The sequence below is a fragment of the Klebsiella sp. R445 genome (genome assembly GCF_051131755.1).
GTDB lineage: Bacteria > Pseudomonadota > Gammaproteobacteria > Enterobacterales > Enterobacteriaceae > Klebsiella > Klebsiella lignicola.
On the sequence record NZ_CP180446.1, the window covers coordinates 3,707,965 to 3,733,605 of the forward strand.

Sequence of the window (25,641 nt, forward strand, 5' to 3'; positions counted from 1 at the left end):
CCGGAGCGAGTGAGCAGCTCCGGTTTTTTTATGTCTGCTAGTTGGTGGCCGGGTATTCCTGAACGGCAATATGCAGAGTGATCTTCTTGTCATCACGCATAATGATCACCGGAATTTCTGAGCCAGGGCGGATCTCCGCGACCTGATCCATGGTCTCAAGTGCGGAGACGGCTGGCTTGTCATTCACGGAGACGATCACGTCGTTGGCGCGGATCCCGGCCTGTGCTGCCGGGCCATCTGGGGCGACATCATTGACCACAATCCCTTGCAGCTGATCGATCCCGCCGCTCTGCGCATGCAGTGGGGCAATCTCACGACCGCTGATGCCGATATAGCCGCGGATCACCCGACCATCGCGGATAAGCTTATCCATAATCTTGGTGGCCAGCTGGAACGGAATGGCGAAGCCGATCCCTTCTGGCGTTTCACCATCATTGCTTTTATCAAATGACAGCGTGTTGATGCCCATCAGCTCGCCCAACGAGTTCACCAGCGCGCCGCCGGAGTTACCGTGGTTAATGGAAGCATCAGTTTGCAGGAAATTCTGGCGCCCGGTAGGGTTCAGGCCAATACGACCGGTGGCGCTGATAATGCCCTGAGTAATCGTCTGCCCAAGGTTATAGGGGTTACCAATCGCCAGCACCACATCACCGATATGCGGTACCCGCTTAGGGTTGATCGGGATAACCGGCAGGCCGGCGTTGGCGTTGATCTTCAGGACCGCGAGGTCGGTTAGCGTATCGGAACCCACCAGTAACGCTTCAAAGACCCGGCCGTCCTGTAGGGCGACGATGATCTGATCGGCATCATTGATAACGTGCTTATTGGTCAGAATGTAGCCGCGCTGATCCATGATAACGCCGGATCCGAGGGTGAGCTGATTATGGCTGGTGCCATTCAACGCGCGATTATAGACATTTACCACCGCCGGTGCGGCACGGCGGACGGCTGGATTATAGCTGGCGGGCGATTCGTCCGCGCTATCGTACTGGGTGGTCGTCGACAGATGCCACTTACGCAAAGAAGGCATCGCGGCGAGCAGCAGGCCGCCGACGATCAAACCGATGAGTACAGAACGTAGTAACTTTCCAGGCATGATGCAGATATCGTTAATGGATGGACATGCGCAGCATAGCACGAGTTATCCGGACATCGCACGGCAGGCGATGTCCGGAAATCCGCATTAACGCAGCAGCAGATAAATGCTTTCGTTCCCGCGCATGACGTTCAGCGCAATAACGGCCGGTTTACTCTCCAGCACTTTACGCAGCTCGACGATGGACTGAATGCGTTCGCGATTCAGGCCGATGATCAGGTCATCTTTGTGCAGGCCAACCTGAGCCGCAGGGCTTCCTTTATCTACGCTATCGACGGTGACGCCTTTCGTACCGTCTTTCATCTGTCCGTCACTGAGTGACGCACCCTGAAGTGCCGGAATGATGAGGTCGGCGCTGGCGGTCGAGGAGGTGCTTTTATCCAGCGTCACTTCAACGTCCAGCGGCTTCCCTTCACGCAGCAGGCCCAGCTTCACTTTGGTCCCCGGCTCCGTAGTGGCGATCCGCGAGCGCAGCTCGGCAAAGCTGTTAAGCGGTTTGCCATTCATGCTGACAATCACGTCGCCAGATTTCACCCCGGCTTTGGCCGAACCTGAGTTCGGCAGGACTTCACTGACGAAAGCCCCGCGCTGAGCGTCGATGTTCATCGCTTTGGCGATATCTGCACTCATTTCCATGCCTTTTATACCCAACAGGCCGCGTTTGATTTCGCCAAACTGGATCAACTGCCGGGCAAGGGTCTGGGCCATATTACTCGGAATGGCAAAGCCGATACCGACGCTGCCGCCACCCGGCGCCAGAATCGCGGTATTGATACCAATCAGTTCGCCGTTGAGGTTCAGCAGGGCCCCGCCAGAGTTACCTCGGTTAATGGAGGCATCGGTCTGGATAAAGTTCTCGAGCCCTTCGAGGTTCAGCCCGCTGCGGCCCAGCGCCGAGACGATGCCTGAGGTCGCGGTCTGGCCAAGGCCAAACGGGTTGCCGACGGCCACGGCGAAATCGCCGACGCGCAGCTTATCAGAGTCGGCGATGGCGATTTGCGTCAGATGGCTGGGCTTTTGGATTTGCAACAGCGCGATATCGCTCTGGTCGTCGCTGCCGACCAGTTTCGCGTCAAACTCACGACCGTCGTTGAGCTGAACGCTGATTTTCTGCGCCTGGCTGATCACGTGATTGTTGGTCAATACATAGCCTTTTTCGGCATCGATGATGACGCCGGAGCCGAGGCCTTCAAAAGGCTGAGCCTGCTCCTGCGGCACATTGTCGCCAAAGTACTTTTTCAACTCTTCCGGCATATTTTGTGCAGGCGCGGCGGTCCCTTCAACCTGCACGCTTACCACCGCTGGCAGCACTTTTTCTAACATGGGGGCAAGGCTTGGCAGTGCGCCCTGGCCGGGAATCTGGGTGGGTAACGATGCCATAGCCGTAGGTAAAACCGACAGCGATAACCCGATGCTTAACGCTAATGCACTCAACAGCAAAGTCTGTTTCTTCATCTGATGCTGGCTCTCGTAACCTGAGGTGTATGGAAATGCGTCCCGAATGGTCTGATGTTATTGAATTTTTGACCCGCTAACAATGCGGTCAATGGTTAAATAATAGCTGGGATGCAGGGTTGAGACGGGCGCAGGGAACGCGCCCGGATAATATTTTTGCGGTCAGGGAGAGATTAGTCGCGTTTTGCTCCGCCGCGCAGCAGGCCGGACGCGCCATCAGAATAGTCGCGCGGCATCTGGACCGGCGCCTGATCGTTGCCGGCTTCGGATTCAGCCAGACGGTTGCGGAACGGGTTTGCGTCCGCCATGGTGTCTGGCAGCAGGCTGCTGGAGCTTTTTGCCATATGCTGATACAGCTGGCGATAGTCATCGGCCATGTTATCCAGCAGTTCTGCACTGCGGGCAAAGTGGCTGACCAGCTCTTCACGATACTCTTCAAGCTCTGTTTTATTCTTTTCCAGCTCGAACTGCAGCGCCTGTTGTTGGCGTAATTTGCGGTTGCCAAAACGCATGGCGACGGCACCGATGATGATACCGACAACTAGCCCAATTAGCGCATATTCCCAGGTCATGTACATCTCCCGTTGTTTTGTGGTTCCGTAGGGTGGCTGTAAGGCTCTCCGCCTGCGCCCGATAGTGCCACTATAACCGCTAATTCCACAGAAGTGGAATCCTGGCGTATCATCGCGTAGTGTAGAACGGCCTTTTTTTCGTCAATCGTGAGCTTCAGCATTACGGTTTTCAAGGAATAACAATTAGATCATGCAAAGCCTGTCCCCAACATCGCGTTACCTTTTCGCTCTCAAAGAGGGCAGCCACCAACCCGACGATGTCCAGCAAGAAGCGGTGAGCCGCCTTGATACCATCTATCATGAACTGCAGAATAAACCCGTTCCGGTACCGCAAAGCGGCGGTTTACGGGCAAAATTCGGCAAGCTGCTGGGCAAGCGTGAACCTACCGCTGATACCGCTGCCGTGCGCGGCCTCTATATGTGGGGAGGCGTAGGCCGGGGCAAGACCTGGCTGATGGATCTGTTTTACCAAAGTCTACCGGGCGAGCGTAAGCAGCGCCTGCACTTCCACCGCTTTATGCTGCGTGTGCATGAGGAACTCATCACCCTGCAGGGGCACAGCGATCCGCTTGAGATCCTCGCTGACCGCTTCAAGGCGGAAACTGACGTGTTGTGCTTCGATGAGTTTTTTGTCTCCGATATTACCGATGCGATGCTGCTGGGCGGGCTGATGAAAGCGCTGTTTGCCCGTGGAATTACGCTGGTGGCGACCTCGAACATTCCGCCGGATGACCTGTACCGCAACGGGCTGCAGCGTGCTCGCTTCCTGCCTGCCATCGAGGCGATTAAACAGCACTGCGACATTATGAACGTCGATGCCGGTATTGATTACCGCCTGCGTACCTTAACCCAGGCCCATTTGTGGCTGTCGCCTCTCAATACGCAGACCCAAGAACAGATGGATAAACTGTGGCTGGCGCTGGCGGGGGCTAAACGCGAGCAGACGCCGACGCTGGAGATCAACCATCGTATGCTGCCGACGCTTGGCGTCGAAAACCAGACGCTGGCGGCCTCGTTTGCCACGCTGTGTGTGGATGCGCGTAGCCAGCACGATTACATTGCGCTCTCGCGCCTGTTCCATACCGTGATGCTCTTTGATGTCCCGGTGATGACCGGGCTGCTGGAGAGTGAAGCCCGGCGTTTTATCGCGCTGGTGGATGAATTCTATGAGCGCCACGTCAAGCTGGTGGTCAGCGCCGCGGTTCCGCTGCATGACATTTATCAGGGCGAGCGCCTGAAGTTTGAGTTCCAGCGTTGCTTATCGCGCCTGCAGGAAATGCAAAGCGAAGAATATTTGAAACGCCCGCATATGCCCTGACTAACAACCTTTCCCTTATGCCGCGTTGCCTGAGGGAAAGGCAGAAGAGAACGGCATGACACCGGCGAAAAAACCTGCTTCTAATCACATAAAGGGGTCGACCTTTGTTCCCGACTTCTCTATAATCTTGCGACCCCACGTTACAAGAAGGTTTTTTTCCCAAAACTTTCTATAGTGCCGGCATAGGCTATTCGAAGGGGTAGGTTTGCTGGACAATGTCGCGTGAACCTCAACTGACTAAACGTTTGGGTGTTCACCAACGTGTAACTTATTATTTGGGTAAGCTTTTAATGAAAACTTTTACAGCTAAACCAGAAACCGTACAGCGCGACTGGTATGTTGTTGACGCGACCGGTAAAACTCTGGGCCGTCTGGCTTCTGAACTGGCTCGTCGCCTGCGCGGTAAGCATAAAGCGGAATACACTCCGCACGTAGATACCGGTGATTACATCATCGTTCTGAACGCAGAAAAAGTTGCTGTAACCGGCAACAAGCGCGAAGACAAAATGTACTATCATCACACCGGCCACATCGGTGGTATCAAAGAAGCGACCTTTGAAGAGATGATTGCTCGCCGTCCTGAGCGTGTGATTGAAATCGCGGTTAAAGGCATGTTGCCAAAAGGCCCGCTGGGTCGTGCTATGTACCGTAAGCTGAAAGTTTACGCGGGTAACGAGCACAACCACGCGGCACAGCAACCGCAAGTTCTTGACATCTAATCGGGATTATAGGCAATGGCTGAAAATCAATATTACGGCACTGGTCGCCGCAAAAGTTCCGCAGCTCGCGTTTTCATCAAACCAGGCAGCGGCAAAATCGTTATTAACCAGCGTTCTCTGGAACAGTACTTCGGTCGTGAAACTGCCCGCATGGTAGTTCGTCAGCCGCTGGAACTGGTCGACATGGTTGAGAAACTGGATCTGTACATCACTGTTAAAGGTGGTGGTATCTCTGGTCAGGCTGGTGCGATCCGTCACGGTATCACCCGCGCTCTGATGGAGTATGATGAGTCCCTGCGTGGCGAACTGCGTAAAGCTGGTTTCGTTACTCGTGATGCTCGTCAGGTTGAACGTAAGAAAGTCGGTCTGCGTAAAGCACGTCGTCGTCCTCAGTTCTCCAAACGTTAATTGTTTTCTGCTCACGCAGAACAATTTGCGAAAAAACCCGTTTCGGCGGGTTTTTTTATGCAGAAATCTGGCTTTTTCCCTCCGAAAACCACCTGTTCTTTCCACTTTTTCAGCATTTCCAGAATCCCCTCACCACAATGCCTTCAAGATCTGGTAAACTATCATCCAATTTTCTGCCCAAATGCTGGTGATCGTTCATTTTTGTGATTTTACCCAAACGAGAATGACGTCACGCTACTGGGGTTTTTACATCTGGCCAATCCTGTGTGATTGGTAGCAGTACAAAAATTCTGAATATACCTGGAGGTTTTCATGGCTGTCGCTGCCAACAAACGTTCGGTAATGACGCTGTTTTCTGGTCCTACTGACATCTATAGCCACCAAGTCCGCATCGTGCTGGCAGAAAAAGGTGTTAGTTTTGAGATAGAGCACGTGGAGAAGGACAACCCACCTCAGGATCTGATTGACCTCAACCCGAATCAAAGCGTACCTACGCTGGTGGATCGTGAGCTCACTCTGTGGGAATCCCGCATCATTATGGAATATCTGGATGAGCGTTTCCCGCACCCACCGTTAATGCCGGTCTATCCGGTTGCGCGTGGGGAAAGTCGTCTGTACATGCAGCGCATCGAAAAAGACTGGTATTCGCTGATGAACACCATTCAGACCGGTACCGCTGCCCAGGCTGAAACCGCGCGTAAACAGCTGCGCGAAGAGCTGCAGGCGATTGCACCCGTTTTCACCCAGAAACCTTACTTCCTGAGCGATGAGTTCAGCCTGGTTGATTGCTATCTGGCACCGCTGCTGTGGCGTTTGCCGGTTCTCGGTGTGGAAATTATTGGTGCTGGCGCGAAGGAGCTCAAGGGCTATATGACTCGCGTCTTTGAACGTGATTCCTTCCTCGCTTCCTTAACTGAACCCGAGCGTGAAATGCGACTCGGTCGAGGCTAACCGATGGATGTATCGCAGCTAACGCCGCGTCGCCCGTACTTACTGCGGGCGTTCTATGAGTGGCTGCTGGACAACCAGCTGACGCCACATCTGGTTGTCGATGTGACATTACCCAACGTACTGGTGCCGATGGAGTACGCGCGCGATGGGCAAATCGTCCTGAATATTGCGCCGCGTGCCGTGGGGAACCTGGAACTGGCTAATGACGAAGTGCGTTTCAACGCGCGCTTTGGCGGTGTCCCACGCAATGTTTCCGTGCCGATGGCTGCGGTACTGGCTATCTATGCCCGTGAAAACGGTGCTGGTACCATGTTCGAGCCTGAAGCGGCCTACGATGAAGACGTCACGACGCTGAATGATGACGACGCATCGGTAAGCAATGACAACGAGACGGTGATGTCGGTGATTGACGGCGACAAACCGGACAATCATGACGATGACCCTGACGATACGCCGCCGCCGCGCGGTGGCCGTCCGGCGTTACGCGTCGTGAAATAATCATCCAGCAGGTTATGGATGCCAGATTGCAGGCCCTTCGGGGCCTGTTCTGTTATCTACGCCGCCCACAGGGAATTCTTGTGGTAAGATGATCCCGTCGTCACTTGCTGTCACACATCACACATGGTCCCTATGAGCGCAATTGATCCCCAGACAGAAGAAACCTCGTCCGCCATCGGTAGCAGCCTGCGCCGCCGTCCGCTGGCGCGTAAAAAGCTCTCTGAAATGGTAGAGGAAGAGCTCGAGAATATGATCCGTCGCCGTGAGTTTGCTGAAGGTGAGCAACTCCCGTCTGAGCGTGAGCTGATGACCTTTTTCAACGTTGGTCGTCCTTCTGTGCGCGAAGCGCTGGCCGCATTAAAACGTAAAGGCCTGGTGCAGATTAGCAACGGCGAACGCGCCCGCGTCTCCCGGCCTTCCGCCGACACCATCATTGGTGAACTGTCGGGGATGGCGAAAGACTTCCTGTCTCACCCTGGCGGTATCGCCCATTTTGAACAGCTGCGCCTGTTTTTTGAATCCAGCCTGGTCCGTTATGCCGCGGAGCACGCCAGTGATGAGCAGATCGATAAACTGGGGCAGGCCTTGAAGATCAACAGCCAGTCGCTTGATGACAACGCGCTGTTTATCCGTTCTGACGTGGAATTTCATCGGGTGCTGGCGGAAATCCCCGGGAACCCGATTTTTATGGCCATCCATGTCGCGCTTCTGGACTGGCTGATTGCCGCACGACCGAAAGTCCCAGAGCACGCGTTGCACGAACACAACACTGTCAGCTACCAACAGCATATCGACATCGTCGAAGCCATTCGGCGTCGCGACCCCGATGAAGCCGATCGCGCCTTACAAAGCCACCTCAATAGCGTTTCCGCGACCTGGCACGCCTTCGGCCAGAAAAAGCACCCCACAAAATAAGACAGACGATCGTCAGGATCGTTGTTTAGTGAAGCAGATCGCATAATAAGCGTTCTGTATGAGGCTACCGCGCAACCTGTCTGGTATAACAGGTATAAAGGTACATCATTAATCACAGGCAATATCACTACGAGGTTTATATGGCGGTCAATTTACGTGGAGTGATGGCGGCGCTGCTTACGCCGTTCGACGGGCAACAAAAGCTGGATACTCAGAGCCTGCGCCGGCTGGTGCGCTTTAACCTGAGCCAGGGCATTGACGGGTTATACGTTGGCGGCTCGACTGGCGAGGCTTTTGTGCAAAGCAGCGCAGAGCGCCAGGAAGTGCTGGAGATCGTGGCTGAAGAAGCAAAAGGGAAAATGACGCTGATTGCCCACGTCGGCTGCGTCAGCACTCTGGAGAGCCAGCAGCTGGCCCGGGCCGCGGACGACTACGGTTACGATGCCGTTTCCGCCGTTACGCCGTTCTACTACCCTTTCAGTTTTGAAGAGCACTGCGCTCATTACCAGGCCATTATTGATTCGGCTAATGGTTTACCGATGGTGGTCTACAACATTCCGGCGCTCAGCGGCGTTAAGCTGACTCTCGAGCAGATCAACACGCTGGTGACCTTGCCGGGCGTGGGCGCGTTGAAGCAAACCTCGGGCGATCTCTTCCAGATGGAGCAAATCCGTCGCGCGCATCCGGATCTGGTGCTTTATAACGGTTATGACGAGATCTTTGCCTCCGGCCTGCTGGCGGGCGCCGACGGCGGGATCGGAAGCACCTACAACATTATGGGATGGCGCTATCAGGGGATCGTGCAGGCGCTGCGAACCGGCGATATCGCAAAAGCGCAGAGGCTGCAAAGCGAGTGCAACAAGGTCATCGATCTGCTGATCAAAACCGGTGTATTCCGCGGCCTGAAAACCGTCCTGCATTATATGGATGTGGTGGCGGAGCCGCTGTGCCGCAAACCGTTCTCCCCGGTCGATGAGAAGTTCCTGCCGGAGCTGAAGGTGCTGGCGCAGCAGTTGCAGCAGGAGAAAGCGCTGCTGGGTTAAGACGAACGCGCACCCCGCCGCATTGCGCGGGCGGGGATATTCCCGGCCACCGGCACAATATGCCTTGTCCGGGTAACAACACTGTCTGTATCGGGTGTGGTGCAAACGACATCCGGTATCAAAAGCCAAGCGTGGGTCTGACCCATCGCGGGAGAGTAAAATGAGTACAACGACCCAGAACATCCCGTGGTATCGCCATCTCAACCGGGCACAGTGGCGGGCGTTCTCCGCCGCCTGGTTGGGATATTTGCTTGATGGTTTTGATTTTGTCTTAATCGCCCTGGTCCTGACGGAAATTCAGGGCGAGTTTGGCCTGACCACCGTTGAGGCCGCCAGCCTGATTTCCGCCGCCTTTATTTCACGCTGGTTTGGTGGGCTGATGCTGGGCGCAATGGGCGACCGCTACGGACGCCGGCTGGCAATGGTCACCAGTATTATCCTGTTTTCTGTCGGTACGCTGGCCTGCGGCTTTGCGCCCGGCTTTACTACCATGTTTATCGCCCGACTGGTGATTGGTATGGGCATGGCGGGGGAGTATGGCTCCAGCGCGACCTACGTCATTGAAAGCTGGCCAAAACAGATGCGCAACAAGGCCAGCGGCTTTTTGATCTCCGGTTTCTCCGTCGGGGCGGTGATCGCGGCACAGGTCTACAGCCTGGTGGTGCCGGTCTGGGGCTGGCGCGCGCTGTTTTTCATTGGCATCGTGCCGATTGTCTTTGCGCTGTGGTTACGCAAGAACATTCCGGAAGCCGAGGACTGGAAAGAGAAGCATGAAGGCCAGGCGCCGGTCCGCACGATGGTGGATATCCTGTACTGCGGAAAGCATCGGGTTATCAATATCTTCCTGACTATGATGGCTGCGACCGCGCTATGGTTCTGCTTTGCAGGCGATCTGCAAAATGCCGGCATCGTGGTGCTACTGGGGCTGGTCTGCGCGGCGATCTTTATCAGCTTTATGGTGCAGAGCAGCGGCAAGCGTTGGCCAACCGGGGTGACGCTGATGGTGGTGGTCCTGTTCGCCTTTCTCTATTCGTGGCCGATCCAGGCGCTTTTGCCCACCTATCTCAAAACAGAACTCGCGTACGACCATACCACCGTGGCGAAGGTGCTGTTCTTCAGCGGCTTTGGCGCGGCGGTGGGCTGCTGCGTCGGCGGTTTTCTCGGCGACTGGCTGGGCACGCGCAAAGCCTATGTCTGTAGCCTGCTGGCATCCCAGCTGTTGATTATTCCGGTGTTTGCTATTGGCGGTACAAACGTGTGGGTACTGGGACTGTTACTGTTCTTCCAGCAGATGCTGGGGCAGGGGATCTCTGGGATCTTACCGAAATTGATCGGCGGTTATTTCGATACCGATCAACGCGCCGCTGGTCTGGGCTTTACCTATAACGTCGGGGCGCTGGGCGGAGCGATCGCGCCGGTTCTCGGGGCGCTGATCGCACAGCGGATGGATCTGGGCACCACGCTGGGATCGCTGTCGTTCGGTCTGACCTTTGTGGTGATCCTGCTTATCGGTCTGGATATGCCCTCCCGCGTGCAACGCTGGATCCGCCCGGAAGCGGTACGTACCCATGATGCAATTGATGGCAAACCGCTGAGCGGTGCGGTGGCATTCGGTGCCAACAAAAGCGGATTACTGAAAACCAGGTAGCCGACGCCCGGTGCTGATGCCGGGCCATGACAGATATCAGGGAGTTATTATGTCTTTGCTTGAACAACTGGATCGCCGCATCGAGATCGATGGCGGGTTAATTGTCTCCTGCCAGCCGGTCCCCGGTAGCCCGCTGGATACGCCAGCGATTGTTGCCGCGATGGCGCTGGCGGCTGAGCAGGCCGGGGCAGTGGCATTGCGCATTGAGGGAGTGGAAAATCTGAAAGCGACTCGTGCCCTGGTGACGGTGCCGATTATTGGCATTCTGAAACGCGACCTCGAGGATTCTCCAGTGCGCATCACCCCGTTCCTCGAGGATGTGGATGCTCTGGTGCTGGCGGGTGCAGATATTATTGCTATCGATGGCACCCAGCGCGCGCGTCCGGTGGCGATCGAGGCGCTGCTGGCGCGAATCCATCAGCATAACAAGCTGGCGATGACCGACTGCTCCTCCGTTGAGGATGGCCTGTTCTGCCAGCGACTCGGAGCGGAAATTATTGGCACCACGATGTCGGGTTATACCACAGCGCATACGCCGGACGAGCCCGATCTGGCCCTGGTGCAGGCGCTTCACGCGGCAGGCTGTCGGGTGATTGCCGAAGGGCGTTACAACACACCAGCCCAGGCGGCAGAGGCGATGCGTCAGGGAGCGTGGGCGGTGACCGTCGGTTCCGCCATTACCCGGCTGGAACATATCTGCGGGTGGTACAACACCGCGCTGAAAAAGGCGGTGCAATGACAACACTGGCGATTGATATTGGTGGCACTAAGCTTGCTGCCGCGCTGATTGACGGGGAATTTAACATTCTCGAACGACGTGAAATGCCAACCCCAGCGAGTCGGACTCCCGCAGCGTTAGCCGCTGCACTGGAGACGCTGGTGGCACCTCTTGCCGAGCGCGCGACCTGTTTTGCTATCGCCTCTACCGGCATTATTCAGGACGGTATCTTAACGGCGATTAATCCAGCGAACCTCGGAGGCCTGGCCCGCTTCCCTTTGCTCGATTGTTTGTCCGGCCTGACCGGGCTCCCGGGCATCGCGATCAATGATGCGCAGGCCGCGGCGTGGGCGGAATATCATGCGCTGGCAGAGAAGGTGGGGGAGATGGTCTTTCTCACCGTCTCAACCGGCGTCGGGGGCGGGATTGTCAGCCATGGCCGACTGCATACCGGTCGCGGTGGTCTGGCCGGCCATTGTGGCCACACGCTGGCGGATCCTGACGGGCCAGATTGTGGCTGCGGTCGGCGGGGATGCGTTGAAGCGATCGCCTCCGGGCGCGGTATCGCCGCGGCGGCCCGTGACGATCTGAGTGGGCTGGATGCCAGAGCGATTTTTTCCCTGGCCAGCGAAGGACATCTGCAGGCACAGGACTTGATCCAGCGTTCGGCACGAGCGCTGGCACGACTGATTGCCGATCTTAAAGCCGTCACAGACTGTGACTGCGTGGTGGTCGGCGGCAGCATCGGCCTGGCCAGCGGTTATCTGCCGCTGGTGGCGGAATATTTGTCACAAGAGCCCGCGGTTTATCAGGTTCCGCTGCGGGAAGCCCGTTACCGACATGATGCGGGGCTGTTGGGTGCGGCATTATGGGGACAAGGAGCAACGATATGATTTTTGGTCATTTACAGCAGCCTCTGCCGGCCGGGTTACCGACGGCGCTGGTGCGGGCTATTGCGCTGGCACAGGCCCACGACCTGCACAATAAGGCTCCGGGCAGCTACGAATTACAGGGCGATAATCTGTTTATGAACGTCATGCAGTTCACCACCGGTGCCCCTGAAGAGAAGAAAGCCGAACTGCACATGCAGTTTATCGATATCCAGATTTTGCTGTCGGGAACGGAGCGGATTTTCTACGGCGCGACAGGCTCAGCACGTGAGTGCGAGGCCGCACGGGTAGAAGAGGATTATCAACTGTGCCAGCGCATTGCCGGGGAGCAGGTGCTGACGCTGCAGCCGGAGATGTTTGCGGTATTTATGCCCGGAGAGCCGCATAAACCCGGTTGTCAGGTGACTCTCCCTGCCGACATCAAAAAAGTGGTGATTAAGGTTCGCGCCGATCTGCTGCTGTGACTAGTCCTGATATAGGTTGACAGTTTTCTGTCTGTAAAACGCCTGATGAACATCATCGGGCGTTTTGTATTTCAGGGCCAGGTGTGGCCGCTCATGGTTATAGATTGCCACGGATTCTTTTACCATTTCCCGGGCCTGCGCCAGGTTTGCAGGACGCGAGAGTAAAAATTCATTTTTTAGGATCCCGTTTACCCGCTCAGCCAGCGCATTCTGGTAGCAGTCATAACCATCGGTCATTGAACAGGTTATTCCGTTTCTTTCATGAACTGACTGATAAAGTACCGAGCAGTATTGCAGTCCTCTGTCAGAGTGGTGTACCAGCGGACCTGTCGTTTTTCTCTGCCTCAGTGCCTGTCTGAACGCTTTTACCACATTTTCTGTCTGCAGGTTTTCCCCGACATGGTAGCCCACGATTTTTCTGGAGCAGGCATCAGTGACCAGACTCAGATAAGCCGTGCCGCTGCGCAGAGGAAGATAAGTTATATCAGCGACCCAGACCTGCTCTGGCCCAAGGGCGGTAACCTGTTCAGGGCCGGGTTTCAGCAGATTAGGATGCCGGTAAAAGCGATGATGGCTGTTGGTGGTTTTGTGATATGCCCGTTTCACTGGCACCAGAAGTCGGTATTCATCCAGCAGGTTAAACAGACGGTCCCGTCCGATATTCAGCGTTTTATCGGCCTGAGTGTTCAGCAGATAGTGCAGTTTACGCGTACCGATTCGCGGCTGACGGCACCTGACGCGGGCAACAAAATCAAGAACCTGAGCATGATGTTCCTGTTGTTTTCTGCGCCTTGTGTTGTCCTGATACCATGCCTGTCTGCTGTGCCCCAGGAACTGGCATACGCGTGTAACGGTTATTTTTTTGGCCGGACTTTGCGAGAGGACTTGCCGGGCCGCTTTTTTACGATGCTCACCCCGTAATCATTTTTCAGAACATTGATAACCGATTCAAAAAACTCAGCTTTCTGGTTTGCCAGCTTAAGCTGTTCTTCAAGTTCCCTGATTCTTTGCTCGGGTGTAAGCGGGACAGTCGTCTGAGCCACAGGCAGTTTCCTCTTCACCAGGTCAGGAAGACCGGGGCTCCAGTCAAGCCGGCCATATTTACGCAGCCAGACAAGCACGGTGGAGCGCCCCTGAATGCCATACCGCTGCTGGGCCTGCTTGTAGGTCATCTCGCCTTTTTCGACCTGCCCGACAACGGCTATTTTAAAGGATAGAGGATAATCACGTTGGGTGCGTTTGAACTCAGTCATCATCACGTTCTCCGGATTTAAGTCAGGAACGTGTCAACGCTATTCAGGACGGGTCACTGCCATAAAAAAAGCCCGCGGGTTTTCACCCACGGGCGTTGTCTTTCCGCCCGGATAAGTCGTTTATCCGGGCAGGGGTATTACACTTCCAGGTAGTTGAGGATCCCGTCAGCCGCTTTACGACCTTCGGCAATGGCGGTGACCACCAGATCGGAACCGCGTACGATATCGCCGCCAGCAAAGATTTTCGGGTTGCTGGTCTGGAACGCATTTTCATTGCCTTCCGGGGCGATAATACGGCCCTGAGAATCCAGCTCAACGTCGTGCTTCGCCAGCCACTCCATGCTGTGCGGACGGAAACCAAACGCCATAACTACCGCATCAGCCGGGACAACGTGCTCGGAGCCGGCGACGATTTCTGCGCGACGACGACCCTTAGCATCCGGTTGGCCCATCTCGGTACGCGCCATTTTCACGCCGCACACTTTGCCGTTGGCATTAACTTCAACGCCCAGAGGCTGAACGTTGAACTGGAACTCGACACCTTCTTCACGCGCGTTTTTCACTTCGCGGCGGGAGCCCGGCATGTTTTCTTCGTCACGACGATAGGCACAGATGACATGCGATGCCCCCTGACGTACGGAGGTACGCACGCAGTCCATCGCGGTGTCGCCACCGCCCAGTACCACGACACGTTTGCCTTCCATGTTGACGTACGGCTCGCTCGCCGTTTCGCCAAAGCCCATGGTCTGCTTGGTGTTAGCAATCAGGAACGGCAGGGCATCAAAGACACCGTTTGCCTCTTCGTTTTCCAGCCCGCCGCGCATGGACTGATAGGTCCCGACGCCGAGGAACACCGAATCGTACTCTTTCAGCAGGTCGTCGAGCTGAACATCCCGGCCCACTTCGACGTTGAGTTTGAACTCAATACCCATGCCGGTGAAGATTTCACGACGACGAGTCATGACTTCTTTCTCCAGCTTGAATGCCGGGATACCGAAGGTCAGCAGGCCGCCGATTTCCGGGTGACGATCGAAGACCACCGCTTTGACGCCGTTACGGGTCAGGACGTCCGCACAAGCCAGGCCCGCGGGGCCTGCACCAACGATGGCCACGGTTTTACCGGTGGCTTTGACGCCGGAGAGATCCGGGCGCCAGCCCATTTCGAACGCTTTATCGTTGATATAGCGCTCGATGTTACCGATAGTCACCGCGCCGAATTCATCATTCAGCGTACAGGATCCTTCGCACAGGCGATCCTGCGGGCAAACGCGCCCGCAGACTTCCGGCAGTGTGTTGGTCTGATGCGATAGCTCCGCCGCTTCAAAAATACGCCCTTCATTAGCCAGCTTCAGCCAGTTAGGGATGTAGTTGTGGACCGGACATTTCCATTCGCAGTACGGGTTACCGCAGGACAGGCAGCGGTCTGCCTGTGCTTTGGCCTGGCCTTCTGAAAACGGCTCATAAATTTCCACAAATTCAATTTTGCGGATCTTCAGCGGTTTCTTTGGCGGATCAACACGCTGTAAGTCGATAAACTGGTATACGTTCTGGCTCATCTGAATTCCTTACTGCGCCTGCACACGCAGCTCTGCTGCGCTACGACTACGGTGACCCAACAGTGCTTTAACATCGCTGGACTTAGGTTTAACCAGCGCGAATTTCGCTGCAAAGGCCGGCCAGTTGGCCAGGATCTCTTCGCCGCGAGACGAACCGGTCAGCTGCACGTGTTCGGTAATCAGACCACGCAGGTGCTCTTCATGGATAGCCAGAGAATCAACGTCCAGCACTTCCACTAGTTCAGGGTTCACACGTTTACGGAAGTCTCCGTCTTCATCCAGCACGTAAGCAAAGCCGCCGGTCATCCCTGCGCCAAAGTTGACGCCGGTTTTACCCAGTACGCAGACAATACCGCCGGTCATGTATTCGCAGCCGTTATCGCCGATGCCTTCGACCACGGTGATGGCGCCGGAGTTACGTACTGCAAAACGTTCACCCGCACGACCTGCGGCGTACAGACGACCACCGGTCGCACCGTACAAACAGGTGTTGCCGATGATGCTCGCTTCGTGGCTGCGGAAGGCAGAACCCACCGGAGGACGAATGGAGAGCAGACCGCCTGCCATCCCTTTACCGACGTAGTCGTTGGCGTCACCGGTCAGGTGCAGCTCAACGCCACCGGCGTTCCATACGCCGAAGCTTTGGCCCGCGGTACCGCTGAAGTGCGCGGTGATAGGATCGGCCGCTAACCCCTGGTCGCCATGGGTCTGGGCGATATAGCCGGACAACGAAGCGCCTACGGAGCGGTCGGTGTTACGGATATCGAACCAGAAGGTTTTGCTCTGCTTGCCGTCAACAAACGGTTTTGCCTGCTGCAGCAGCTGCGCGTTCAGCACCCCGTTATCAAACGGCGGGTTGCTTTCGGTGCAGAACAACGCTTTGCCCGGATGCGGCTCGGCGGTTTCCAGCAGTTTGCTCAGATCCAGCTTCTGTTGCTTCGCGGTAAAGCCGTCCAGCACTTTCAGCAGGTCGGTACGACCAATCAGGTCCACCAGACGCTTCACACCCAGCTCGGCCATCAGCTCGCGGGTTTCGCGGGCGATGAATTCAAAGTAGTTTGTCACTTTGAACGGCAGGCCGTGGTAATGGTTCTTACGCAGTTTGTCATCCTGGGTTGCTACGCCGGTTGCGCAGTTGTTCAGGTGGCAAATACGCAGGTATTTACAGCCCAGTGCGACCATAGGGCCGGTGCCGAAGCCGAAGCTTTCCGCGCCGAGAATCGCCGCTTTGATGATATCAAGGCCGGTTTTCAGGCCGCCGTCCACCTGCAGGCGAATCTTATGACGCAGGCCGTTGGCTACCAGCGCCTGCTGGGTTTCCACCAGACCGAGTTCCCACGGACAGCCGGCGTATTTCACCGAAGATAGCGGGCTGGCACCGGTACCGCCATCATAACCAGCGATGGTGATGAGGTCGGCATAGGCTTTTGCCACGCCGGTGGCGATGGTGCCGACGCCAGGTTCAGAAACCAGCTTCACGGAAATCATCGCTTTCGGGTTGACCTGTTTGAGGTCAAAAATCAGCTGTGCCAGATCCTCGATAGAGTAAATATCGTGGTGCGGCGGCGGCGAAATCAGGGTTACGCCTGGAACCGAATAACGCAGTTTGGCAATGTACGGCGTGACTTTGTCACCCGGCAACTGCCCACCTTCGCCCGGCTTCGCGCCCTGAGCCACTTTAATCTGGATAACATCGGCGTTGACCAGGTATGCCGGGGTAACGCCGAAGCGACCGGAAGCAACCTGTTTAATACGCGACACTTTATTGGTGCCATAGCGCGCCGGGTCTTCGCCACCCTCGCCGGAGTTAGAGAAGCCGCCGATGCTGTTCATAGCTTCCGCCAGCGATTCATGCGCTTCCGGGCTCAATGCACCGATAGACATAGCGGCGGTATCGAAGCGTTTGAACAGCTCTTTTGCCGATTCAACCTGGTCGATGCTGATGGCGTTCTCGCCAGGATTCACTGCCAGCAGATCGCGCAGCGTCGCGGCCGGACGTTCATTGACCAGTTTCGCATACTGCTGATAATCGCTGTATTCACCGCTCTGAACGGCCTGTTGCAGCGTGCGCACTACGTCAGGGTTATAGGCGTGATATTCACCGCCATGAACGTATTTCAGCAGGCCACCCTGCGCCAGCGGCTTACGGACCAGCCACGCACGTTTGGACAGATTCAGCAGATCCTGCTGGAAGTCATCAAAGCCCGCGCCGCCGATACGGCTGACAACGCCGAGGAAGCACAGGTCGGAAACTTCACGATGCAGGCCGACCGCTTCGAACAGCTTCGAACAGCGGTAAGAGGCGATAGTCGAAATGCCCATTTTGGACATGATCTTGTACAGGCCTTTGTTGATACCGTTACGGTAGTTCAACATCACTGAGCGGTAGGCTTTATCAATAGCTTTGCTATCGACCAGTTTTGCCAGCGTTTCGTAGGCCAGGTACGGATAGACAGCCGTGGCGCCGAAGCCCAGCAGCACCGCAAAGTGGTGCGGGTCACGGGCGCTGGCGGTCTCAACAATAATGTTGGCATCGCAGCGCAGGCTCTTATCTACCAAACGGGTCTGGATCGCGCCAACCGCCATCGGGGCCGGTACCGGCAGACGATCTTTAGCGATATTACGGTCGGAGAGCACCAGCAGAACGGTACCGTTACGTACCATCTGTTCAGCTTTATCGCACAGCGCTTTCACCGTTTCGGCCAGCGTGGTTTCGGTGGCGTTAAAGGTGATATCCAGCGTATCGGCGCGATAGTGTTCCTCTTCCATCGTGGTCAGCTGTTTGAAATCAGAGTACAGCAGGATTGGCGATTTGAAGCTCAGACGGTGTGCCTGGCCTTCCGCTTCGCAGAAGACGTTCATTTCGCGGCCGATGCTGGTGGCCAGCGACATCACGTGCGCTTCACGCAGCGGATCGATCGGCGGGTTGGTCACCTGCGCGAACTGCTGACGGAAGTAGTCATAGATAATACGTGGCTGGCTGGAGAGCACCGCAAACGGGGTATCATCGCCCATCGAGCCGACGGCTTCCTGGCCATTTTCACCCAGCACGCGCAGCACGGAGTCCAGCTCTTCAGCGCTGTAGTTAAACTGTTTCTGGTAGCTGGAGAGGGTATCGTCATCCAGCTGACGGCTGCCAACGTCTTCGTCAGGCAGGTCTTCGAACGGCACCAGACGGCGGACGTTTTTCTCCATCCACTCTTTATACGGATGGCGGCTTTTCAGATCGTCATCGGTTTCCGCGGAGTGCAGAATGCGGCCTGCGCGGGTATCGATAACCATCAGTTCGCCCGGGCCAACGCGGCCTTTTTCCACCACTTCGTCAGGCTGGTAATCCCAGATACCGACTTCTGATGCACAGGTGATCAGCTTGTCTTTGGTAATGACGTAGCGCGCCGGACGCAGACCGTTACGGTCGAGGTTACAGGCCGCGTAGCGACCGTCGGACATAACGATGCCCGCCGGGCCATCCCACGGCTCCATGTGCATGGAGTTAAAGTCGAAGAAGGCGCGCAGCTCCGGATCCATATCCGGGTTGTTCTGCCAGGCTGGTGGCACGAGCAGACGCATGGCACGCACGATATCCATCCCGCCGGCCAGCAGCAGCTCAAGCATGTTATCCATGGAGCTGGAGTCGGAACCGGTTTCGTTAACGAACGGTGCTGCATCGTGCAGATCCGGAATTAACGGGGTCTGGAACTTATAGGTACGCGCGCGCGCCCACTGGCGGTTACCGGTGATGGTGTTGATTTCACCGTTATGTGCCAGGTAGCGGAACGGTTGTGCCAGCGGCCAGCGTGGGACGGTGTTGGTGGAGAAGCGCTGGTGGAACAGGCAAATTGCTGATTCCAGGCGCAGGTCCGCGAGGTCCAGGTAAAAGCGCGGCAAATCTGCCGGCATACACAGACCTTTATAAATATTCACCAGGTTCGACAGGCTGCAGACGTAGAAATCTTTATCTTCCTGCAGGCGCTTTTCAATGCGGCGACGAGCGATGAACAAACGGCGTTCCATATCGCGCGGGCGCCAGCCTGCCGGGGCGTTAACAAAAATTTGTTCAATACGGGGCAGCGAGGAGAGGGCGATTTCACCGAGAACCCCTTCGTTAGTCGGCACATCGCGCCAACCGACAATAGACAGGGTTTCACATTGTAATTCTTCTTCAACGATGCGGCGCGCCGTAGCAGCCAGTTCAGGATCCTTATTAAGGAATAACATCCCGACGGCATAATTTTTGGCTAAACGCCAGCCGTTCTCCTCCGCAACGATACGGAAGAAACGATCGGGTTTTTGCAGCAGCAAGCCACAACCGTCGCCGGTTTTACCATCGGCAAGGATCGCGCCGCGGTGCTGCATTCGGGCCAGTGCGTGTATAGCGGTACGCACTACCTTGTGGCTAGGTTCGCCTTCTATGTGGGCGATCAGGCCGAAACCACAGTTATCCCTCTCAAGGGATTTATCGTACAACATATCAGTGAACCTCCCCAGGCTCTACGGGACACCCTCCGATACCGATTGCGCACGGGCACAGAAAGAGCATGGCGACGGGGTGGTTTGCACCTCGCATTCGCCCTCTTTAAATCCTTTTCGCATCGGTACGCAAGTTTGAGGACTTGCTGTAAGAGGGAATCTCAATTACTGCATAAATATGATGAGCAGAGTGCTCATCCAGAAAGCTTCCAGCGGATTCCCAACTTATCGGGAATCGGCACTTACGTCAAATGGCAATCTTATTTATACAAAAATGTGCTATGAGGTGCTTAATGTTATGATTATTAAGGAAAATAGGGAGTTTTAAACAACAATGAAACGCAGCGGAAAGCATATTCTAGTGTGATCTGTCTCACTATATCGATAGCTTATCATTATCGTCATATGCTGAACTGGCTATTTATCGCAGAGTATTCTTCTGACTGATTCTTTCGGGGTGGGGAATAACACTGTTTTTTCCCCTGATGAAGATAATGGCAATCCAGGGCTTAAGTATAAGGAAAAGTCATTACCGGACGGGTGAATGAAATTGCAGTTATCTTGAGTTGTTATGCAATGAAGTGTGCGGCCGCACTGACGATTGATCCAGGTCATCGTCTTCGGTGGCTAAAAATGGCAGGCTTGGCCCCTTTCTTAAGGCCGGTCTATCAGATTATGCAGTTACAAAAATTAGTCAATATGTTTGGTGGGGATCTTTCACGTCGCTATGGCGAAAAAGTCCATAAACTGACGCTGCATGGTGGGTTTAGCTGCCCGAATCGCGATGGCACCATCGGTCGTGGAGGCTGCACCTTCTGCAATGTGGCCTCTTTTGCTGACGAAGAACAGCAGCATCTTTCTATTGCAGAGCAACTGGCGCATCAGGCGCAGTGCGTGAATCGCGCAAAGCGTTATCTGGCCTATTTCCAGGCGTACACCAGCACCTTTGCGGAAGTGCAGGTCCTGCGCAATATGTATCAGCAGGCGGTTAGCCAGGCCAATATCGTCGGGCTCTGTGTCGGCACCCGCCCGGATTGTGTCCCGGAAGCGGTGTTAGATCTGCTGAGCGGCTACCACGAGCAGGGTTATGAGGTGTGGCTGGAGCTGGGCCTGCAAACCGCACATGACAAAACGCTGCACCGGATTAATCGCGGCCACGATTTTGCCTGCTACCAGCGAACGACCCGCCTGGCACGTGAACGCGGGCTGAAAGTGTGCTCGCATCTGATTGTCGGGCTGCCGGGCGAAACCCTGGAGCATTGCCTGCAAACCCTGGAGCAGGTGGTGGATACAGGCGTCGATGGTATCAAGCTGCACCCCCTGCACATAGTGACCGGCAGTACGATGGCGAAAGCCTGGCAGGCCGGACGCCTCGAGGCCATTGCGCTGGAGGAGTATACAGTCACCGCCGGCGAGATGATCCGCGCCACGCCGCCCGAGGTGATTTATCACCGAATTTCCGCCAGCGCCCGTCGCCCGACGCTGCTGGCGCCGCTGTGGTGTGAAAACCGCTGGACCGGGATGGTAGAACTCGACCGCTATCTGAATCAGCACGGCGTGCAGGGCTCGGCACTGGGACGTGCCTGGACGCCACCTTCCCTCCAGGAGTAAGGGGCTTCGCATTTTTCGCACAACTTACAGCGGTTTGCTCAGAATTGGGTATTATTGTGCGGAGTTGTCGCGAAGGAATCCCTTATGAAGCAAATCCGTATGCTGGCGCAGTACTATGTCGACCTGATGATGAAGTTGGGTCTGGTGCGTTTTTCCATGCTGTTGGCCCTTGCACTGGTGGTGCTGGCGATTGTCGTACAGATGGCCGTTACGATGGTGCTGCATGGCCAGGTCGAGAGTATCGATGTTATCCGCTCCATCTTCTTTGGTCTGCTGATCACGCCCTGGGCGGTCTATTTTCTGTCGGTGGTCGTTGAGCAACTGGAAGAGTCGCGGCAGCGCCTCTCCCGACTGGTTGAAAAGCTTGAGGAGATGCGCGAGCGCGACCTGAAGCTTAACGTGCAGCTCAAAGACAATATCGCCCAACTCAATCAGGAGATTGGCGAGCGTGAGAAAGCGGAAGCCGAGCGCGAAACAACCCTCGAACAGCTGAAGATTGAGATGAAAGAGCGTGAAGAGGCGCAAATTCAGCTCGAACAACAATCCTCTTTCCTGCGCTCTTTCCTGGATGCTTCCCCGGATTTAGTTTTCTATCGTAATGAAGACAAAGAGTTTTCCGGCTGTAACCGCGCCATGGAGCTGCTGACAGGGAAAAGCGAAAAGCAGCTTATTCACCTGAAACCTCAGGATGTCTATAACGAGGAAGCGGCAGTAAAAGTCCTCGAGACGGATGAAAAAGTCTTCCGTCATAACGTCTCCCTGACCTATGAACAGTGGCTGGATTACCCCGACGGGCGCAAAGCCTGCTTTGAGATCCGCAAAGTCCCTTACTATGACCGCGTGGGTAAACGCCGGGGGCTGATGGGCTTTGGCCGCGATATTACCGAACGTAAGCGCTACCAGGATGCGCTGGAACGCGCCAGCCGGGACAAGACTACCTTTATTTCTACCATCAGCCATGAGCTGCGTACGCCGCTGAATGGCATCGTCGGGCTGAGCCGTATCCTTCTGGATACTGACCTGACCGGCGAGCAGGAAAAATACCTCAAGACCATTCATGTGTCGGCGGTGACGTTGGGGAATATTTTCAACGATATTATCGATATGGATAAGATGGAGCGCCGTAAGGTTCAGCTGGATAACCAGCCGGTCGACTTCACCAGCTTCCTGGCCGACCTCGAAAACCTCTCCGGTCTGCAGGCGCAGCAGAAGGGGCTGCGCTTCGTGATGGATCCGACGCAGCCGTTGCCACATAACGTGGTGACTGACGGAACCCGCCTGCGGCAGATTTTGTGGAATCTTATCAGCAACGCCGTGAAATTTACCCCGCAGGGCGGAAATGTCACCGTCCGCGTGCGCTACGATGAGGGAGACATTCTGCACTTTGAAGTGGAAGACTCCGGTATCGGTATTCCTCAGGCGGAGCAGGATAAGATCTTCGCCATGTACTATCAGGTAAAAGACAGCCACGGTGGTAAGCCGGCAACCGGGACCGGGATTGGCCTTGCCGTGTCGCGTCGTCTGGCGCGCAATATGGGCGGCGACATTAATGTCTCCAGTTTGCCTGGGCAAGGGGCGACGTTTACGTTGACCGTGCATGCGCCAGCGGTGGCGGAAGAGACGGAAGACAGTCTGACAGATGATGAGATGCCGCTGCCGGCGCTCAGCGTGCTGCTGGTCGAAGATATCGAGCTTAACGTGATCGTCGCGCGCTCGGTGCTGGAGAAACTGGGCAATACCGTGGATGTCGCGATGACCGGTACCGCGGCACTGGAAATGTTTAAACCGGGCGAGTATGACCTGGTGTTGCTGGATATTCAGCTGCCAGATATGACCGGCCTGGATATTTCCCGGCATCTTAAACAGCACTTTGCTGCTGATGAGCTGCCGCCGCTGGTGGCGCTGACGGCGAACGTGCTGAAAAACAAAAAAGAGTATCTCGATGCCGGTATGGACGATGTCCTGAGCAAGCCGCTATCGGTGCCGGCATTAACCGCCATCATTAAAAAATTCTGGGACTCCCCGGAAGAGGATGAGATCGAGATCCCGGCGGCGGATACCAGCAAGGCCTCTTCAGTGCTCGATATTCCAATGCTTGAGCAGTATATCGAGCTGGTCGGGCCGAAGCTTATCAACGACGGTCTGGCGGTGTTCGAGAAGATGATGCCAGGCTATATGGCGGTGCTGGAGTCTAATCTGACCGCCCGTGACCGCAAAGGCATCGTGGATGAAGGGCATAAGATCAAAGGCGCAGCGGGCTCTATCGGCCTGCGTCATCTTCAACAGCTCGGACAGCAGATTCAGACCCCGGACCTGCCGGCGTGGTCAGATAACGTCGCTGAATGGGTTGAAGAGATGAAGTCAGAGTGGCAGAACGATGTGGCGGTGTTGAAGGCGTGGGTGGCGTCGGCACCAAAAAAATGACCCCGGATAAACCGGGGTGCGCGAACACTGCGCCAACACCAGGGAACTGGTCGTTGCGCCAGAATTTTTCGATAGAGTTATAAGCAGCGCAACCTGAGGATTCGGTTTGCTCGCTCATTAAGATAGCAAACCTTAAATTATTTGTTACGTGAATCAGTTAAATATGTGAAGCAATGCGAGTAAATCAAAATTTTTGACTGGTTTCAGTAAGTTGTACTAAGGAGTGGGCGTATGAAAAAGATTGGTGTGGTACTGAGCGGGTGTGGTGTGTATGACGGGACGGAGATCCATGAAGCGGTCATTACCCTGTTGGCGATTGCCCGTGGCGGCGCGCAGGCCATCTGCTTTGCGCCGGATAAGGCTCAAACGGACGTTATCAACCATCTGACCGGCGAACCGCTGAGTGAAACGCGCAACGTGCTGATTGAGGCGGCGCGCATTGCCCGCGGTGATATCCAGCCGCTGGCCAGCGCCCGGGCCGAGGCGTTAGACGCGCTGATCGTTCCCGGTGGGTTTGGCGCGGCGAAAAATCTCAGCAGCTTCGCTTCACAGGGCAGCGAGTGCCTTGTCGACAGCGATCTGAAAGCGCTGGTGCTGGCGATGCATGAAGCCGGTAAACCGCTGGGCTTCATGTGCATTGCTCCGGCGCTGCTGCCGAAAATTTTCTCTGTGCCTTTGCGCATAACCATCGGCACCGATCTCGATACTGCTGAAGTGGTGGAAGAGATGGGCGCGGAACACGTGCCTTGCCCGGTCGATGATATCGTGGTCGATGAAGAGAACAAGGTTGTGACGACCCCGGCCTGGATGCAGGCGCAGAACATCGCGGAAGCGGCAAGCGGCATTGAGAAGCTGGTGGCCCGCGTCCTGGTTCTGGCTGCATGAGTGTTCGTCGCCAGTCGCCGCTGCGGATGTTAAAACGCCTGCTGCTGCGTATCCTGATGATTGGGGTGGTGATGTGGGGCGGCGGAATCGCCCTCTTTAGCGTTCTGCCGGTGCCTTTTTCCGCCGTCATGCTGGAGCGGCAGGTTGGCGCATGGTTGCACGGTGACTTCCACTACGTCGCCCATTCTGACTGGGTCAGCATGGATGCGATATCACCGTGGATGGGGCTGGCGGTTATTGCTTCTGAGGACCAAAAGTTTCCTGAGCACTGGGGCTTTGATGTGTCGGCGATAGAAAAAGCGCTGGCTCACAATCAACGCCAGGAAAATCGCGTGCGCGGTGCCTCCACGCTGTCGCAGCAGACGGCGAAAAACCTGTTCTTGTGGGATGGCCGCAGCTGGTTGCGTAAAGGGCTGGAAGCCGGACTGACGGTAGGCATTGAGACGGTGTGGAGCAAGAAACGTATCCTCACCGTCTATCTCAATATTGCCGAGTTTGGTGAAGGGACGTTTGGTGTTGAAGCGGCCTCTCAGCGTTTTTTTCATAAGCCGGCCAGCAAGCTAACCGCCTCGGAAGCCGCGCTTCTGGCGGCGGTACTGCCTAACCCGATCCGCTTTCGCGCCGATGCGCCGTCCGGCTATATTCGCAGCCGCCAGGCGTGGATCCTGCGTCAGATGCGTCAGTTAGGCGGAGAAGGGTTTATGCGGGCGCATAAGCTGGATTGAGGCAGGGCAGGGAGCGTAAGTC

General features: G+C 55.8%; 21 protein-coding genes. 15 read left to right on the plus strand and 6 right to left on the minus strand.

Annotated features, from left to right (window positions below; all coding sequences use genetic code 11):
* Window positions 1–37 precede the first annotated feature (37 nt).
* The 3 genes from degS to zapG all read right to left on the minus strand — a co-directional run bounded on the left by degS (window position 38) and on the right by zapG (window position 3,123).
* Window positions 38–1,096: an outer membrane-stress sensor serine endopeptidase DegS gene (degS, locus tag ACMYSN_RS17375; protein ID WP_462495595.1), complete on the minus strand. Its 1,059-nt coding sequence runs from the start codon at window positions 1,094–1,096 to the stop codon at window positions 38–40.
* 87 nt (window positions 1,097–1,183) lie between these two features.
* Window positions 1,184–2,551 carry a serine endoprotease DegQ gene (gene degQ / locus ACMYSN_RS17380; protein WP_462495596.1) on the minus strand — a complete coding sequence of 456 codons (1,368 nt, stop codon included), beginning with the start codon at window positions 2,549–2,551 and terminating at the stop codon, window positions 1,184–1,186.
* 173 nt (window positions 2,552–2,724) lie between these two features.
* On the minus strand, window positions 2,725–3,123 hold the full coding sequence (gene zapG / locus ACMYSN_RS17385) for a Z-ring associated protein ZapG (RefSeq protein ID WP_123756281.1): 399 nt from the start codon (window positions 3,121–3,123) through the stop codon (window positions 2,725–2,727).
* Window positions 3,124–3,313: 190 nt separating this feature from the next.
* Here zapG and zapE point away from each other — a divergent pair, with 190 nt between their 5' ends.
* The 11 genes from zapE (at window position 3,314) to nanQ (ending at window position 12,695) form a co-directional block, all read left to right on the plus strand.
* On the plus strand, window positions 3,314–4,441 hold the full coding sequence (zapE, locus tag ACMYSN_RS17390; RefSeq protein ID WP_123756282.1) for a cell division protein ZapE: 1,128 nt from the start codon (window positions 3,314–3,316) through the stop codon (window positions 4,439–4,441).
* Window positions 4,442–4,731: 290 nt separating this feature from the next.
* Window positions 4,732–5,160: a 50S ribosomal protein L13 gene (gene rplM, locus ACMYSN_RS17395; RefSeq protein WP_123756283.1), complete on the plus strand. Its 429-nt coding sequence runs from the start codon at window positions 4,732–4,734 to the stop codon at window positions 5,158–5,160.
* Between the two features lie 15 nt (window positions 5,161–5,175).
* Window positions 5,176–5,568, plus strand: a complete 393-nt coding sequence (gene rpsI / locus ACMYSN_RS17400) for a 30S ribosomal protein S9 (protein ID WP_003025138.1) — start codon at window positions 5,176–5,178, stop codon at window positions 5,566–5,568.
* Between the two features lie 312 nt (window positions 5,569–5,880).
* On the plus strand, window positions 5,881–6,519 hold the full coding sequence (sspA, locus tag ACMYSN_RS17405) for a stringent starvation protein SspA (RefSeq protein WP_123756284.1): 639 nt from the start codon (window positions 5,881–5,883) through the stop codon (window positions 6,517–6,519).
* 3 nt (window positions 6,520–6,522) lie between these two features.
* The gene (gene sspB, locus ACMYSN_RS17410; protein WP_462495597.1) at window positions 6,523–7,017 is read left to right on the plus strand and encodes a stringent starvation protein B; all 495 of its coding nucleotides are present in this window, start codon (window positions 6,523–6,525) and stop codon (window positions 7,015–7,017) included.
* 132 nt (window positions 7,018–7,149) lie between these two features.
* A complete protein-coding gene (gene nanR / locus ACMYSN_RS17415) occupies window positions 7,150–7,932 on the plus strand; it encodes a transcriptional regulator NanR (RefSeq protein WP_462495598.1) in 783 nt (260 codons plus the stop codon).
* Window positions 7,933–8,072: 140 nt separating this feature from the next.
* Window positions 8,073–8,975 (plus strand): N-acetylneuraminate lyase, encoded by a 903-nt coding sequence (gene nanA, locus ACMYSN_RS17420; protein WP_462495599.1) that lies wholly within the window; start codon window positions 8,073–8,075, stop codon window positions 8,973–8,975.
* 160 nt (window positions 8,976–9,135) lie between these two features.
* On the plus strand, window positions 9,136–10,623 hold the full coding sequence (locus ACMYSN_RS17425) for an MFS transporter (protein WP_462495600.1): 1,488 nt from the start codon (window positions 9,136–9,138) through the stop codon (window positions 10,621–10,623).
* Window positions 10,624–10,672: 49 nt separating this feature from the next.
* The gene (locus tag ACMYSN_RS17430) at window positions 10,673–11,362 is read left to right on the plus strand and encodes an N-acetylmannosamine-6-phosphate 2-epimerase (protein WP_462495601.1); all 690 of its coding nucleotides are present in this window, start codon (window positions 10,673–10,675) and stop codon (window positions 11,360–11,362) included.
* Window positions 11,359–12,234 carry an N-acetylmannosamine kinase gene (gene nanK, locus ACMYSN_RS17435; RefSeq protein ID WP_462495602.1) on the plus strand — a complete coding sequence of 292 codons (876 nt, stop codon included), beginning with the start codon at window positions 11,359–11,361 and terminating at the stop codon, window positions 12,232–12,234. The genes ACMYSN_RS17430 and nanK overlap by 4 nt, the downstream gene beginning before the upstream one ends.
* Entirely contained in the window at window positions 12,231–12,695 is a 465-nt protein-coding gene (gene nanQ / locus ACMYSN_RS17440; RefSeq protein WP_462495603.1) for an N-acetylneuraminate anomerase, read from the plus strand. The genes nanK and nanQ overlap by 4 nt, the downstream gene beginning before the upstream one ends.
* Here the strand turns inward: nanQ and ACMYSN_RS17445 are convergent.
* From ACMYSN_RS17445 to gltB, 3 genes are all read right to left on the minus strand, one after another.
* Window positions 12,696–13,951 (minus strand): IS3 family transposase gene (locus tag ACMYSN_RS17445; protein ID WP_462495604.1). Its coding sequence is split into 2 segments (ribosomal slippage): window positions 12,696–13,600 and window positions 13,600–13,951, totalling 1,257 coding nucleotides; the frame shifts between segments, so codons are not numbered across the junction. It lies immediately after the preceding gene.
* A gap of 134 nt (window positions 13,952–14,085) precedes the next feature.
* On the minus strand, window positions 14,086–15,504 hold the full coding sequence (locus ACMYSN_RS17450) for a glutamate synthase small subunit (RefSeq protein WP_123756292.1): 1,419 nt from the start codon (window positions 15,502–15,504) through the stop codon (window positions 14,086–14,088).
* Window positions 15,505–15,513: 9 nt separating this feature from the next.
* A complete protein-coding gene (gene gltB, locus ACMYSN_RS17455; RefSeq protein ID WP_123756293.1) occupies window positions 15,514–19,974 on the minus strand; it encodes a glutamate synthase large subunit in 4,461 nt (1,486 codons plus the stop codon).
* A 675-nt stretch (window positions 19,975–20,649) separates the two neighbouring features.
* Here gltB and mnmL point away from each other — a divergent pair.
* The 4 genes from mnmL to mtgA all read left to right on the plus strand — a co-directional run bounded on the left by mnmL (window position 20,650) and on the right by mtgA (window position 25,619).
* On the plus strand, window positions 20,650–21,585 hold the full coding sequence (gene mnmL / locus ACMYSN_RS17460) for a TIGR01212 family radical SAM protein (RefSeq protein WP_462495605.1): 936 nt from the start codon (window positions 20,650–20,652) through the stop codon (window positions 21,583–21,585).
* 84 nt (window positions 21,586–21,669) lie between these two features.
* A complete protein-coding gene (gene arcB / locus ACMYSN_RS17465) occupies window positions 21,670–24,009 on the plus strand; it encodes an aerobic respiration two-component sensor histidine kinase ArcB (RefSeq protein WP_462495606.1) in 2,340 nt (779 codons plus the stop codon).
* A gap of 231 nt (window positions 24,010–24,240) precedes the next feature.
* Complete coding sequence (gene elbB / locus ACMYSN_RS17470) at window positions 24,241–24,894, plus strand: isoprenoid biosynthesis glyoxalase ElbB (RefSeq protein ID WP_462495607.1); 654 nt, start codon at window positions 24,241–24,243, stop codon at window positions 24,892–24,894.
* Window positions 24,891–25,619 carry a biosynthetic peptidoglycan transglycosylase gene (gene mtgA / locus ACMYSN_RS17475; RefSeq protein WP_462495608.1) on the plus strand — a complete coding sequence of 243 codons (729 nt, stop codon included), beginning with the start codon at window positions 24,891–24,893 and terminating at the stop codon, window positions 25,617–25,619. Before elbB ends, mtgA begins: the two co-directional genes overlap by 4 nt.
* Window positions 25,620–25,641 lie beyond the last annotated feature (22 nt).